Source organism: Bacteroides sp. ET225 (genome assembly GCF_024733745.1).
GTDB classification, from domain to species: Bacteria; Bacteroidota; Bacteroidia; order Bacteroidales; family Bacteroidaceae; genus Phocaeicola; species Phocaeicola excrementipullorum.
Genome location: NZ_JANRHN010000024.1, coordinates 13,667 through 28,460, shown reverse-complemented (window position 1 = coordinate 28,460; position 14,794 = coordinate 13,667). Strand labels below are relative to the sequence as shown.

The window sequence follows — 14,794 nt, the reverse complement described above, 5'->3', positions numbered from 1 at the left end:
AGGTAACGCTTATTTTTGAATAAACAAGCGTTTTGCGATTTTTTATTTTGTCTGTTGCCCTTAATTTATTTTGCCTGCCGGCAGATGGAATCTCTCTATCCCATCGTTTCGCTATAGAAATCAAGCAGTTCGTAGATTTCTTCCTGTGTTGCCGTTTGGTTGATGCGGATATCCCCCACATCGGCAAGAAGCGTAAAATTGATGATTCCTGATGAAGAATTCTTTTTGTCGTGCCTCATGAAATTATACAGCGTTTCATAATCCTCACATGTGAAGTTGAGTTTGCCATAGTTTTCTTTGATGAACTGGATGGTCTGGCGGAGTTTGTCCTTGGGGAACCCGACCCGGATATGCGACAGGTAAAGTTCGCATACCATTCCCCACGCCACTGCATAGCCGTGAAGCACTGGGAGGTTGTTGTGGAGAGAGAAACTTTCGAAAGCGTGCCCGGCGGTGTGTCCGAAATTCAGCGCTTTGCGGATATTTTTTTCGAACGGGTCTTTTTCAACAACGGCTTCCTTTATTGCCACAGACTCGCCGATAAGTTGCTGGAGCTTTGTATAATCAATGCTGTATGTGTCGAATTTCAACAGTTCAGCCCAGTGAGAAACGTTGCTGATAAGCCCGTGCTTCAGCATCTCAGCATAGCCTGACAATAAGTTCCTCCGGTCGATCGTCTTCAGAAATTCGCTGTTGATGAGCACCTGGTCGGCGGGACAGAATGCGCCGATTTCATTTTTCAAGTCATTGAAATTGATTCCGGTTTTTCCTCCTACCGCTGCGTCCACCATCGAAAGCAGTGTGGTAGGTATGTTTATGTAAGAAATGCCCCTTTTGAAAGTGGCTGCGGCGAATCCGCCCAGGTCTGTAATCATTCCGCCTCCCAGGTTTATCATCAGCGAATGGCGTGTGCCGCCTTTTTCGCTCAGTTGTTTCCATACATAGGCCAGGGTTTCCAGATTCTTGTGGATGTCTTCGGGACCGACATTGATTTGTATGGCATCCTTTATGAAGTTCATGTCCTTTATCAGGGGAAGGCATTGCACGTTGGTATGTTCGTCGGTAAGGATGAACAGCTTGTCGAACGAGTGGGCGTTGACAGCTTCAGTCAGCTCTTTCTTGAAATTCTGACAGATGATAATTTCCTGTTTGCTCATATCTGTAGTGTTTGGAAGGCAAAATTAGAAAAAAAGTTAGAAGGATATTTGTTTTGGCTTACAAATAAGTATTTTTGCGTCCGGATTTTTTCCGGATGAAACATATGGGGAGAGCATTCCTGAACGGGCTTGCTGTTTTGATCTGAAAAATAAGTTAAAAGAGTGGGGGATTCGCTAAACCTTTGGAAGCGATGCGTGTCAAAAACACATTCATATTATTTTTAATTGGGTTTTAATAATGAAAAGATGGGTTTTGGGTTTACTGCTGATGGCAACTGGTGCCATTTCTGCTTTTGCACAAAGCGGAGGCGGTAAGGTGACTGTTTCGGGAACCGTAGTGGACGGAACAGACCAATCTCCGGTCATTCAGGCCGGCGTGCAAGTGTTGTCAGTGAAAGACAGTTCGGTGGTTGCGGCCAACGTCACGGATGTTGACGGAAAGTTCCGGGTTGCCGCACGTCCCGGGAAGTATTTGCTGAAAATTTCGTATATCGGTTATCGGTCCGATTTCCGCACGGTTTATCTCAACGCAAACCGTCCGCGTCTGAATATGGGCGAGATACCGCTTGAGATAGATGCAGTCATGTTGGGAGAGGCTGTGGTTGTGGCCGAAGCCCCCGAGGTGATAGCAAAGGAAGATACTTTGGTCTATAACAGTTCGGCTTACCGTGTGCCTGAAGGCTCTGCGCTTGAAGAACTAGTAAAAAAGCTTCCGGGAGCGGAGGTGGACGAAAGCGGCAAAATAACCATCAACGGAAAGGAGATTACCAAAATCATGGTTGACGGCAAGGAATTCTTTGCCGACGATCCGAATGTAGCGATGAAGAATCTCCCGGTGAATATCATTGATAAGGTCAGGGCATACGACAAACAGTCGGATATGGCAAAGATGACAGGTATCGATGATGGCGAAGAAGAAACGGTGCTCGACCTGAGCGTGAAGCCGGAACTGAACAAGGGATGGATAGGCAATGTGGACTTGGCTGCCGGAACTGAAGACCGCTACAGCGGAAAGATGATGGTAAACCGTCTTGTAGGGGGCAATCAGTTTACGGTTATCGGATCGGCTAACAATGTGAATGATGCCGGCTTTCCGGGCGGCGGAGGTGGCTTCAGAGGAGGAAGCCAGAACGGGCTGAATGCAACGAAGATGATCGGCTTCAATTATGCGGTTACAACGGAAAAGCTGGAAAGCGGAGGCAGCGTGAACTTCAACTATAAGGATACCGATGTCAGGAGCAAGCAGAACTCTGAAACCTTTGTTTCTTCCCAAAGCAGCTCGTTCAAGAATGCGATTGACGCTTCGCGCAACAAGTCAACCAATATGAAGGCGGATTTCCGTCTGGAATGGAAGCCTGATACGCTGACATGGCTGATGTTCCGTCCGCGTTTTACTTATGGAAAGACAGACAACGGAAGCAGCTCTAATTCTTTTACATTCAACGAGGATCCGGAGCTGACCACCGATGAGCTTGTTGCTGCTGACGACATCACTTCGCTGGTGTCGGAAGAAAAGATTATCAATACGATTGTGCGCAATACATTGTCGAAGGCGGATAACATCAACGCGCAGGGGATGCTGCTGGTAAACCGCAGGCTGGGAAAACCCGGACGGAACATTACGATGAGGATGCGCTATAACTATACGAACAACGACAGCGAACAGTTTTCCGCTTCGCACACGGATTATTATCAGACGGCAGAAGAGGCTTTGGCAAACGGAGTGATGTCGGAAATTCTGAACCGTTACATTACTACTCCGACCAGAACGTCTGATTATGCGGTGCGTCTGTCGTATAGCGAACCGATATTCAAGGGAGGTTTCCTGCAGTTCAGCTATGACTTCCAGTACAGGAACTCGAAAACGGAAAATTCCACTTTCGACATGCCGGACGACTGGGCCGTGAACCAGGGATTCCTGTCTGACCAGGCCGTGTTTAATACCGACTTGAGCAAGAACGCCGAATACAACTATTTCAACCATCAGGCTGAGGTGCAGCTCCGTGTGATCCGCAACAAGATGCGCTTTAATGTGGGCGCGTCGTTCCAGCCCCAGCGTTCAACGCTGAGCTATACCATGGGTGACTATTCGATAGATACCGTGCGCACGGTGTTCAACTTTACTCCGACACTTGATTTCCGCTATAATTTCTCGAAAACGAGCCAGTTGCGCGTAAACTATCGCGGGAGAAGTTCTCAGCCGAGCATGACGGACTTGCTTCCCATTACGGACGATACGGACCCGCTGAATGTAAAGCTTGGAAACCCGGGTCTGAAACCGGAGTTCACGAATACGTTGAGGATTTTTTATAATACCTTCAATACGGAGAAGCAGCGTGGCGTGATGACGCACTTCAGTTTTCAGAACGTGATGAATGACATCAGCAACCGAAGGACATATGACGAAACAACCGGAGGCTACCGTACGATGCCGGAGAACATTAACGGCAACTGGAATCTGTTTGGCATGCTTGGCACGAATACGGCTCTGAGGAACAAGAAGTTTACCATCAACACTTTCACAATGGCCCGCTACAACAACATTGTCAGCTATATAAGCAGCCGTGAAACCTTGTCGGATACGGACAAGAATAAAACGCGCCAGCTGGTAATGAGCGAGCGTCTGCGCGGAACATACCGGAACGACTGGTGGGAACTGTCGCTGAACGGTTCGCTGACGTACAATCATTCGCGGAACAGTTTTCAGGAACAGAACAATATGGACACGTATCAGTTCTCCTATGGTGCCAGCACGAATTTCCGTCTGCCCTGGAACATGTCGGTTTCGACGGATATATCCCAGAATTCCCGCCGAGGATATACCGACAACAGCATGAACCGTGACGAGCTGATATGGAATGCCCAGATTTCACAAGATTTCTTGAAGGGAAATGCGGCTACGGTCAGTGTGCAGTTCTACGATATCCTGCGCCGTCAGAGCAATATCAGCCGTACCATATCGGCAGCCATGCGTCAGGATACCGAATACAATGCTATCTACAGCTATTGCATGGTTCATTTTATCTACCGCCTGAACTTGTTCGGAGGCAAGGGAGGGCGTGCTCCGATGGGGCCGGGCGGATTCGGCAATGGCGGGCATCACGGACCGGGCCCGAGGCGTTTCTAAAGCCATGAAGAGGGTGTGTCGGCTCATGTTCCTTATCTCTAGCTTGGAGATGTATGTCTTCAGCGTGGATATATATCTTTAGGCTAGAGATGCATATCCCAAGGCTGGAGATAAACTTGTTTCCATGTGTTTCGGCTTTCTGATATTGTTCTTTATCCGTTTTGTCTTTTGTTTTTTCACAAAATACTTGTATTTTTACGGAAATTCAAGTTCTGATGGAAATCGTAATCTGGAGCCACGTCTTTATGGCCGCATTCTATATCCTTTATTTTGCGGTTATCATAACCACCGTGTTTGTGGTTATACTTGACAACCGCAATCCGGTGAAGACTATGGCATGGATACTTGTGCTGTTCTTTCTGCCTGTTGCGGGACTTGTCTTTTATCTTTTTTTCGGGCGGAGCACCCGCAGGGAGCATCTCATCAGCCGGAAAGGGTATGCCCGTCTGACCAAGCGTCCGATGGCCGAATGCCAGACTCAGGTTTCGCTGCATGCTCCTATCGAAAAACAGACGCTGATGAATTTCTTCAGCCATGTGAACGGAGCGCTTCCGTTCGGAGGTAACCGGACGACCGTTTATATAGACGGAGCTTCTATGCTGGCCGATCTGATAAAGGAGCTTTACCGGGCGAAACACCACATTCATGTAGAGTTTTATATTTTTGAAGACGACGCGGTGGGAAGACTGGTACGTGACGTGCTGATAGACAAGGCGCGCGAGGGGGTGAAAGTGCGTGTGCTGCATGACGACGTAGGATGCTGGAAAGTCAGTCATGCCTTTTATGAGCAGATGCTGTGCGAAGGAATCGAAGTCATGTCGTTTCTGAAAGTCCGCTTTCCCCAGTTTACGGGAAAAGTAAACTACCGCAATCATCGGAAGATTGTAGTGATAGACGGAAAAGTGGGTTTTGTTGGGGGCATGAATCTTGCGGAAAGGTATGTGAAAGGTGTTCCGTGGGGAGTGTGGCGCGACACGCATGCAAAGCTGGAGGGCAAGGTTGTGTATGGCTTGCAGACGGCTTTTCTTACAGACTGGTATGCGATGGACAGAACGCTGTTTACGTCGGCCGAGTATTTTCCGAAGACAGATGTGCGGGGAAATGTGGTTGCGCAGATTGTAACTTCCGATCCGGTGGGCGAATGGAGGGACATTATGCAGGGGCTGATGATGGCCATCTGCAGTGCCCGTCGTTATTTTTATGTTCAGACTCCCTATTTTCTTCCCGATGAAGAAGTGAAGACTGCCTTGCAGACGGCGGCTCTTGCGGGAGTCGACGTGCGTATCATGCTTCCCAAAAAGGCGGACACCTGGCTGATACACAAGGCATCTCTGTCATATCTGGCAGAAATGATGAAAGCCGGAGTGAAAATCTATCTTTACCGCAAAGGGTTCATTCATTCCAAACTGATGGTTTCGGACGATGAGTTCTCGACAATCGGTTCCACGAATATGGATTTCCGGAGCTTTGAACACAATTTTGAGGCCAATGCCTTTTTTTATGACAAGGATACGGCATCGGCCCTGAAGGAAATATTTCTGGCAGACCAGCGCGACTGCATGCTGCTTTCGCTGAAAGTGTGGGACAAACGTTCGTGGAAGAGCAAGGTCACAGAGTCGGTTGTCCGTCTGCTTTCTCCGCTGCTTTGAAGAGCGAAAAGTTCACGCTCCCGTAGTGTCTGTGCTCAACGAAGTTGGGATGCTTCTCAAAGCTTTGGTCCTTGCCATGCTCAAGCACGAAAAGTCCGTCTGGTTTCAGCAGGTTGTATTTAAAGATCAGATCCGGAATCTCTGCCAGTTCTTGTAGCGCATAGGGCGGGTCGGCAAAGATAAAGTCGAACTGCTCGTGGCATTTCTGTATGTATTTGAACACATCGCCTTTCAGAGGAAAGCATCTGTCGGTTTTCACTTCATTCATTATTTTGCGTATGAACGCATGGTGCTGCGGGTCTTTTTCTACAGATATGACCCGTTCGCATCCGCGCGAAACGAGTTCGATGCTGATGCTTCCGGTTCCTGAAAAGAGATCAAGAGCCGTAATGCCTCCTTCATCAAAGTCAATGTAGCCGTTCAGCACATTAAACAGATTCTCTTTGGCGAAATCCGTAGTCGGTCTTGCTTTAAAGGTATGGGGCACATCGAAATGCCTCCGCTTGTATATTCCACTGATTACTCGCATGAGATGGTAATTGTTTGGCCTGGTTAATGGTTCTTTCATCGGAATTTATCCGATAGGCAAAGGTACGAACTTTGTCCATGAAATGCAATAGTTCCTCTCCTTGAGGAGGGTGCTTCTCCGGTTTTTCCTTGATGTTTACACAGGATTGAAAGCCTTTTAAACAATATTGAAGCTATCGTTTCTTCTGCTGGACAATATTGTACGTTAATGAAATTTATAGCAACGAAATTGAAAGCTGCGGCGGCCTTGTTGGAATATTTTTGCAGCCGTAATACACGGGCCTTATGCCCGTAATTTATTAATCATAAAATAAATAATACTATGTCGAAGAAAAGATGTTATGTGCAGCGTATGCTTATGTGTTCGCTGCTGGCTGGCGGCTGTTTCTGTCTTCCCGGTTATGCCGGAGGGGGAGATAAGCCGGAGGCAGGAATGAAAACGGATGTCGTTGATGACATCGCACAGACGAGGAAGATTTCCGGTGTCGTATTGGATGATATGGGACCGGTAATTGGTGCAAACGTTTCTGTAAAGGGTACTTCCTCTGGTACTATTACGGATTTGGATGGAAGATTTGCTCTTGAAGTTCCGGAGGATGGAATTCTTGTTGTTTCGTTTATCGGTTATTCTTCACGGGAAATCCCGGTAAAAGGCAGAACCGACTTTACTGTTAAGCTGAGTGAAGATACGGAAATGCTGGACGAGGTGGTTGTGGTCGGTTATGGTGTGCAAAAGAAAGTGAACCTTTCCGGCTCTGTTTCTGCCATCGACGGTGAACAGATTGCTTCCAAACCTTCTACAGACGTGTTGTCTGCTTTGCAGGGAGAAATGCCTGGCGTGACAATTACGCGTACTGGCGGACAGCCGGGAGCGGAAACCGACGGAATGCAGATCCGTGGATATTCATCCGTAAACGGAGCTTCGGCTTTGGTTCTTATTGATGGTGTCGAGGGTGATATGTCAATGCTGAATGCAGATGATATAGAGTCTATATCTGTTTTGAAGGATGCCGCTTCGTGTGCCATATATGGTGCCCGTGCTGCTGCCGGAGTGGTGCTGATTACCACGAAAAACGGTACGGAAGGAAAGCCTAAGGTTTCTTATAACGGTTATGTTTCTTTTAATATTCCCGGGAATATGCCCGAGCGTATTCCAGCTTGGGAAGAGCAGGAATTTATCAATCTGTCGCGTATTCCGACAGGTGGTCCTGAATGGAATGCGGAAAAGTCATCGTGGGTGGGAAATCCGAATTTCAATTACCGTCCTTTGGCAAACGGTCGCTGGGATCTGTTTGACAGTGTGGACTGGTTGGGTGAAGGAACCAAAAACTTTACGTTGCAGCACAATCATTCGGTGTCTGTAAGCGGAGGGACCGACAAGGTCAATTATCTGGTGTCTGCCAACTATTATTATAAGAACGGTCTGTTGCAATATGGTCCGGATGATTATGACCGTTATAATCTCCTGGCAAAGATGAATGCCAGCCTTCACAAATATGTGGACTTGAGCGTCAATATCCAGTATCAGGGAGGAGAGAGAAACGAAAACTCATATGGTGCGGCCGATATCATGTCGCTTCTCTACTCCAACCGCGGACGTCAGCCCATTTATCAGCCTGAAGCGGAGAACTATCCGAACATCTATAACGGTGATTTGCAGAATAATGCCATCGACATTATGAAGAATGCCGGCGTAACAACCACCAAGAATGAAGCATTTATCGGAAAGGCTCAGTTGACAATCAAGGATTTTGTAAAGAATCTGCGCATCAACCTGAGTGCATCGCGCAATGCCGGATATTACTCTGAAGTCAGCAACAGCCGTACACTTACATGGTATAAGCAGACGGGTGCTGTGCAGCGGACACTTAATCCAGCTAACTCATTGACAAAAGCGAAGAACTCGTCTTACCATGATTTGCTGGAAGCTACAGTCAATTATTCTTTCAGCCTGAAAGACAAGCACAACTTCAGCATCCTTGCAGGTACGTCGTATGAAAACTATCGCTTGGACGGTATTGAAGGGATAGCCCGCAATATGTTATCGAACGATTTTTATTCGTTCAATTATTATGACAGTTCCATTGCCACGAACAGCAGTTTGAGTGATAACATTGAAACGTGGGCCATGATGTCCTACTTCGGGCGTATCAACTATAACTATAAGGAGAAATATCTTTTGGAGGCTAATTTGCGCTATGATGGAAGTTCCCGTCTGGCTCCTTCCAAACGCTGGAAAGCCTTTCCTTCAGTTTCGGCAGCATGGAGAGTGAATGAAGAAGAATGGTTCAATGCTGATTGGGTTAGCAATTTGAAGCTGCGTGCTTCGTGGGGACAGCTGGGTAACGGAGCCGTACTGGGGCTGTATGACTATATTCCGCTGATTTCTTATTCACAGAGTGATATGCCTTCCACTTATTTCGGTGAACGGTGGTATTATCAGGCGAGTCTGGCATCGGAGGATAAAACTTGGGAAACGGTGGAAACCACTAATTTGGGTATTGATTTCGGCTTGTTCAACAATCGTCTGAGCGGAACATTTGAGTATTATTGGAAGTTTAACAATGATATGCTTTCTGCTTTGCAGTTGCCTTCACAGATTGGTATTGATGTCCCTAATATGAATGTGGGCAAACTGAAGACCTGGGGATGGGACTTCAATATCAGCTGGAGAGATAAGATCAAGGATTTCAGCTATCAGATAGCCTTCAATATTTCGGATAGCAACAACAAACTCGTCAGATATGACGGTGCCAGCTATATCGGTGAGGGATTGGTAGAATTGCTGGAAGGCTATCCTATCAATACGATTTGGGGATATCAGACAGACGGTTTTTGGTCGAGCCGTGAAGAATATCTGCAATACAAGGCGGATCATCCGGGATACTCTACTTTCAATGACGGTGTTATTTCGGGAGGTGATGTTAAATATGTCGCCCAAGGAGATGCTGACCATACAATCGGTTCAGGTGAAGGTACTGCTGAAAATCATGGCGACTTGGTTTGTTTGGGAAACATTACTCCCCGCTATTTGTATGGAATCAGTCTGTCTGCTCAATGGAAAGGTTTCGATTTGTCGCTTATGTTCCAAGGAGTTGGCAAGCGCGATGTGATGTTAAGCAAAGATATGTTTCCTCTGTTTAAGGACGAACTGATGCCTTGGACCATTCATAGAGATTATTGGACGGAAACCAATACGGATGCTTATTGGCCGCGCCTTTATCAGTACAAGTCGGATGACTTTAACAGCAAGCCTGCCGACCGTTGGCTGCAAGATGCTTCTTATTTCCGTTTGAAGAATGTTACGTTGGGATATACAGTGCCCATCAGCAAGAAATACATGGAGAAACTGAGAATTTATGTGACAGGACAAGATCTGTTTGAGATTACTGACATGTTTTCTGTCATAGATCCTGAAGCAAAGAACAATGCTACGAGAAGTCTGTATCCATTCTTCCGCAGCTGGACATTGGGATTGAATATAACCTTCTAAAACTTGAAACATGATGAAGAGAATTTCCGCACTGATATTTGGTGCAATAATGATAAGCGGATGTTCGTTGGACAAATATCCGGAAACGACATTGACAGACCAGACTTTCTGGAAAACAGAAACCGACTTGCGGGGAGCATGCAACCGGCTTTATGTGGATCTGCCAGGATTTTTGACAGGAAACGGACATGACTTCCGTTCCGATGAACTGGTGAGCTATGTGCCGGATGATGTTTCTTCCGGAAACCGAAGCGTTCCGGAAAGGGATAATGACTGGAGTGATCCGTATAATAAAATCGGTGTGTGCAACAATATAATCGTAAAAGGCGGAGAAGCGCCGCTGCAGGAAGAAGTCCGCAGCAGATGGATTGCCGAGGCACGTTTTTTCCGTGCTTATTATTATTTTGATTTGGTTAAAAAATATGGGGACGTTCCCCTTATACTGAAGGTATTCACTTCAACGGACGACCCGGAAATCAAGAAAGGACGGGATTCGCGTGAAACGGTTATTCAGCAATGCTACGCTGATTTGGAATTTGCTTGTGAATGGTTGCCGGACATTGATGAATTGTCTGATGACAGCAATTGGGGACGTGTTTCCCGTTCGGCAGCTTTGGCTATGATTGTACGTATCGGTTTGTATGAGGGTACTTATATAAAGTATCACAATTTGGCAGAAGGCGACAGCAAGGCCCATCTGAAGAAAGCGATTGATGCGGCTCAAACACTTATGAGCGAAGGAAAGCATGAACTTTATCCGAATTTCCAGACCTTGTTCTATTTTGACGGGGAAGGACGGCAGAACAAAGAGAATATCTTCGTGAAACTTTATGGACCGAACGGAGCATCGAATGCGATTGTCTATCATAATCAGTCGTCTACCAAGGCTACACAGGGAGGAATCACACGCCAGATGATTGATAATTTTCTGTATGATGACGGTCTTCCGAAAGGCAAGTCTGCTTATGGCCAGTCGCCGGATACACATTATGATGATATTTTTACTCATAGAGATCCCCGCCTTGCCATGACTGTGTTTAAATATAGAGAAGCAGATGCTTTTAAAGGTGCTGTTTATAGGCCCTTTGATAATGTCAATGCTGGAAATACTTATGCTTATCCGATAAAAAAAGGATATATGAACAGTGAATTTGATACAAACGGAAGGGAGACGGTTGACAAGATGGTTATCCGTTATGCAGAGGTGCTTATCTCTTATGCGGAGGCTCTGTATGAGTACAAGGGTTCTATTTCTAACGATGATTTGGAAAAGACCATAAACGCAGTGCGCGGACGTTCTGGTTTCAATGTAGCGTTGACGAATGAATTTGTCAGTGCCAACGGACTGAATATGTTGGAGGAGATTCGCAGAGAACGTATGGTTGAGTTCATTGATGAGGGTCTTCATTATGATGATATCATACGGTGGAAGACGGCAGAAGACGTATTGCCTCAGCCGATGCTTGGCTTGTTTTTTAATGAAGACGAAAGTGCAATGACCCGCAACGAACTAGCCGGAAGGCTTACGGAAGCCGACGGCATGTACAACGGTGCGAAACTTTATGACCAGGCTGATATCTATGTCGTGGAAGACGGCACCGGCCGCAGTTTTAATCCGGACAGGGACTATTTGTATCCTATACCGTCGTACGAACTGGCCACTTCCGGCGGAAACATCAAACAAAATCCAAACTGGTAGAATTTTAATGAAGATCTGATTTATGAATACATTTAAGAATAGAATAGCATTTCTTTTTATGCTTTGCATCTGTTGCGCATTGACAGGATGCAGCAACGATCATGAAGAGTGGGAAGATGGAGATCCCGCTTCCGCCCACATTTATTATTATGGTTTTGAAAAGTGGGGAACCATTCCTGGAGGCAATGATGTAATTTATTCAGTGGCTCAGGGGGAAACTTTGACTGTCCCGACGCAGTTCCATAGCAGGTATGTGCGGTCTTATAGTCCCACGGTTTATTATTACACGACTCCCGTGCCCGGGGATGAAGGTGTTCAGTTGGTTTGCGGTACAGACTATGCGGTGGTTGATAAGGATGGAAATACATTAACACCAAATGCTTCCGGAGCATACGAAATGACATGGCCCAATGCTGCAGGCGGTGTGCAGAACATTTATATCAAGGCATTGAATGGTTCGAAGGGTTCTTTCCGCGTATTGACGTTTGATCCGAATGAAACAATGGACGTGACGGATGTAGCTACTACGACCATTGTAAAAACGGATGAATATGAGGTGCGTGCCTTTTCGGAAAACTATTATGTAACGGTGACGGTTGAATAAACAGATTGTTATAAGGAGTGCAGAAATATCGGCTTGCCGGATTTCTGCACTCCTTTTAATGTTTAAGAGAAGTCATATAAGCTTGGTTTATGTTGCCTATTCGCACAGGTCCAATGATAACATGTCAAATGGAATATCTGAAGGATATCTGTAAGGTGTCGGTTCTGTCTGTGAATTTATAAACGAAATGTTCTTTATGAATCTTTTCAGAAAATCTTCCTGTTTTTTTTGCTGCATTCCGTCGGATACATACAGCACATCCTGCTGTTGGTCAAGATTCAGCTGCTTCCAGAGATTGAGCAGGTAGTAGCATTTGTCGTTCATGTTCGAGGCTTTGAACGAATTGGCAAGGACAGGCTTCTGATTCTTGAACGCCAACAGATCGAGCGATTTCTGGTGAAGGATGGCAAACACTTCAGCGCGGCTGTTTCCGTTTTTTCTGCTCCGCAGAGTGAGGTATTCGATTGTGGGGCTGATTGATGCGAAGAAGCGCGCTTTCGGAAAGTGGTCTGAAAGCAGTTGGTGTGTCAGCTTGTCGATGGAGAACAATATGGCGATATTGCTCTTGCTCAGAATGTTGCAGAGAATGATTTCGTTGTTCTGCTTGGGAAGGTTCTGATAGAAAAGCAGTTCTGTCTGATCGTCTTCGTAAAGCTCGAAAGGAACCGGTGTATACCTTGACGTATGGATGAGTATGTTGGTTTGCCGGAAAGCATGTTTCAGCGTGTCCGTTTCGGCCAAAAACTCTTTTACGTTCGCAGCCATGGAATGTTGCGGGTTGACATGGAAAGTGCGGAACAGCACGTCCTCTCCGCCTTCGTCCGGATGGATGGCAAATGAAAATCCGTCGGTGCTTAGTCGGATGGATAAGGTATATCGGTCGGGTTGGTTAAAGTCTATCATGCTCTTTAAAGTTAGAGTGTTTTGTTGTTTTGTCTGCAATATTTCCGTGCATCTTGTCTGATTGTTGTTTTTTTGCTTTATATTCGTGTTACAAAAATAGTAAATTTGCTTGAACGATTTGATGTCGCCACTTATTTTATTTCGACGCTATGCTTACAGATGACTTGTTCCAACGAATCCGGCTGAATTTTCCGCATCCTCCCACTGCTGATCAGGAGAATGCGGTCAGGAAGTTTGCCGATTTTCTTGTTTCACCCTCAGACGAGGCCGTGTTTGTATTGAAGGGATATGCCGGAACGGGAAAGACTTCGATTGTCGGCGCTCTGGTACGGACGCTTGACGAGCTGAACCGGAAGTATGTGCTGCTTGCTCCCACGGGAAGGGCAGCAAAGGTCTTTGCACACCATTCCAATCATTCAGCTTATACCATTCACCGGCGGATTTACCGTCAGAAAGCGTTTTCAAATGAAACGGATAATTTTGTGATGGGGGACAATCTTTCGAAAGATACGCTCTTTGTTGTGGATGAGGCTTCGATGATTGCGAATGAAGGATTGTCGGGGACATCGTTCGGAACGGGACGCCTGCTGGACGATCTGGTTCAGTATGTTTATAACGGGAACGGATGCCGGATGATGCTTGTGGGGGATACTGCCCAGCTGCCCCCTGTGGGGGAAGAAGAAAGTCCTGCTTTATCGCGTTCCATGCTGGAAGGCTATGGATTGCAGGTGTCGGAATGCAACCTTACGCAGGTGGTGAGGCAGGCCGGAAACTCAGGGATTCTCTGCAATGCTACGCTCCTCCGTATGCTGATTACTCAAGAAGACTGCTTTTCGTTGCCCAAAATACGGCTGAAAGGCTTTCCGGATGTGAAGATGCTTCCCGGAAGCGAACTGATAGAAACCATCAGCGAGTGCTACGAACATGCCGGAATGGACGAAACAATCATCGTTTGCCGGTCCAACAAACGGGCGAATCTGTACAATAAGGGGATTCGGAGCACGATTCTGTATAGGGAGGATGAATTGAATGCCGGGGATGTACTGATGGTGGCCAAGAACAACTATTTCTGGGGAAAAGACTGCAAGGAGCTTGATTTTATTGCCAACGGTGATGTCGCTGTGGTTCGCAGGGTACGGAAAGTTCGCGAAATGTACGGGTTCCGTTTTGCCGATGTCCTGCTGGAATTTCCTGACTATCAGGGCTTGGAACTGGAGGCCAAAATCTTGCTTGATACGCTGCACAGCGATGCGCCTGCCCTGACCCGGGAACAGAATGAACAGCTTTTCAGCAATGTGATCGAAGATTATGCGGATGTAAGCGTAAAGCGCGAGCGGATGAAGAAGATGAAAGAAGATCCTTATTACAATGCTTTGCAGGTGAAGTATGCTTATGCCGTGACCTGCCATAAGGCTCAGGGCGGACAATGGAAGCGTGTGTTCATTGACCAAGGCTACCTGTCGGAGGAGATGATTTCGCCTGACTATTACCGGTGGCTGTATACGGTCTTTACCCGTGCCACGGAGCGGCTTTATCTGGTGAATTGGCCGGAGAAGCAGACGGAGGGGTGACGGATGCGGAATGTTCCGCCGCGGACTGTATTCTGGGGATAAGCCTGCGGCGGAACGGGTTGT

General features: G+C 46.7%; 9 protein-coding genes. 6 read left to right on the top strand and 3 right to left on the bottom strand.

Going from position 1 to position 14,794, the window contains the following annotated elements; all coding sequences use genetic code 11:
* Positions 1-95: 95 nt before the first annotated feature.
* Complete coding sequence (gene aroB, locus NW212_RS10785; protein WP_258338656.1) at positions 96-1,157, bottom strand: 3-dehydroquinate synthase; 1,062 nt, start codon at positions 1,155-1,157, stop codon at positions 96-98.
* 238 nt (positions 1,158-1,395) lie between these two features.
* Between aroB and NW212_RS10780 the strand changes: the two genes are divergently transcribed.
* Positions 1,396-4,284 (top strand): outer membrane beta-barrel protein, encoded by a 2,889-nt coding sequence (locus tag NW212_RS10780; protein ID WP_258338655.1) that lies wholly within the window; start codon positions 1,396-1,398, stop codon positions 4,282-4,284.
* 215 nt (positions 4,285-4,499) lie between these two features.
* A complete protein-coding gene (gene cls, locus NW212_RS10775) occupies positions 4,500-5,933 on the top strand; it encodes a cardiolipin synthase (protein WP_258338654.1) in 1,434 nt (477 codons plus the stop codon).
* Here cls and NW212_RS10770 read toward each other — a convergent pair.
* Positions 5,893-6,462, bottom strand: coding sequence for an RsmD family RNA methyltransferase (locus NW212_RS10770; RefSeq protein ID WP_258338653.1), 570 nt, complete (start codon positions 6,460-6,462; stop codon positions 5,893-5,895). The two genes, cls and NW212_RS10770, sit on opposite strands and share 41 nt — an antisense overlap.
* A 321-nt stretch (positions 6,463-6,783) precedes the next feature.
* Between NW212_RS10770 and NW212_RS10765 the strand changes: the two genes are divergently transcribed.
* Genes NW212_RS10765 through NW212_RS10755 form a run of 3 tightly spaced genes read left to right on the top strand, consistent with a single transcriptional unit; the run spans position 6,784 to position 12,257 of the window.
* The gene (locus NW212_RS10765) at positions 6,784-9,954 is read left to right on the top strand and encodes a TonB-dependent receptor (protein ID WP_258338652.1); all 3,171 of its coding nucleotides are present in this window, start codon (positions 6,784-6,786) and stop codon (positions 9,952-9,954) included.
* A 10-nt stretch (positions 9,955-9,964) separates the two neighbouring features.
* Complete coding sequence (locus NW212_RS10760) at positions 9,965-11,653, top strand: RagB/SusD family nutrient uptake outer membrane protein (RefSeq protein WP_309148251.1); 1,689 nt, start codon at positions 9,965-9,967, stop codon at positions 11,651-11,653.
* A 58-nt stretch (positions 11,654-11,711) separates the two neighbouring features.
* A complete protein-coding gene (locus tag NW212_RS10755) occupies positions 11,712-12,257 on the top strand; it encodes a hypothetical protein (RefSeq protein WP_309148250.1) in 546 nt (181 codons plus the stop codon).
* Between the two features lie 96 nt (positions 12,258-12,353).
* Here NW212_RS10755 and NW212_RS10750 read toward each other — a convergent pair whose 3' ends face one another.
* Positions 12,354-13,160: a DUF3822 family protein gene (locus NW212_RS10750; protein ID WP_258338650.1), complete on the bottom strand. Its 807-nt coding sequence runs from the start codon at positions 13,158-13,160 to the stop codon at positions 12,354-12,356.
* 149 nt (positions 13,161-13,309) lie between these two features.
* Here NW212_RS10750 and NW212_RS10745 point away from each other — a divergent pair, with 149 nt between their 5' ends.
* The gene (locus tag NW212_RS10745) at positions 13,310-14,731 is read left to right on the top strand and encodes an ATP-dependent RecD-like DNA helicase (protein WP_258338649.1); all 1,422 of its coding nucleotides are present in this window, start codon (positions 13,310-13,312) and stop codon (positions 14,729-14,731) included.
* The last annotated feature ends 63 nt before the right edge of the window (positions 14,732-14,794 follow it).

Bases quoted from the DNA above. Each gene is read 5' to 3' on its own strand.
- aroB (WP_258338656.1), bottom strand. From the start codon at position 1,157: ATGAGCAAACAGGAAATTATCATCTGTCAGAATTTCAAGAAAGAGCTG.
- NW212_RS10780 (WP_258338655.1), top strand. From the start codon at position 1,396: ATGAAAAGATGGGTTTTGGGTTTACTGCTGATGGCAACTGGTGCCATT.
- cls (WP_258338654.1), top strand. From the start codon at position 4,500: ATGGAAATCGTAATCTGGAGCCACGTCTTTATGGCCGCATTCTATATC.
- NW212_RS10770 (WP_258338653.1), bottom strand. From the start codon at position 6,462: ATGCGAGTAATCAGTGGAATATACAAGCGGAGGCATTTCGATGTGCCC.
- NW212_RS10765 (WP_258338652.1), top strand. From the start codon at position 6,784: ATGTCGAAGAAAAGATGTTATGTGCAGCGTATGCTTATGTGTTCGCTG.
- NW212_RS10760 (WP_309148251.1), top strand. From the start codon at position 9,965: ATGATGAAGAGAATTTCCGCACTGATATTTGGTGCAATAATGATAAGC.
- NW212_RS10755 (WP_309148250.1), top strand. From the start codon at position 11,712: ATGCTTTGCATCTGTTGCGCATTGACAGGATGCAGCAACGATCATGAA.
- NW212_RS10750 (WP_258338650.1), bottom strand. From the start codon at position 13,160: ATGATAGACTTTAACCAACCCGACCGATATACCTTATCCATCCGACTA.
- NW212_RS10745 (WP_258338649.1), top strand. From the start codon at position 13,310: ATGCTTACAGATGACTTGTTCCAACGAATCCGGCTGAATTTTCCGCAT.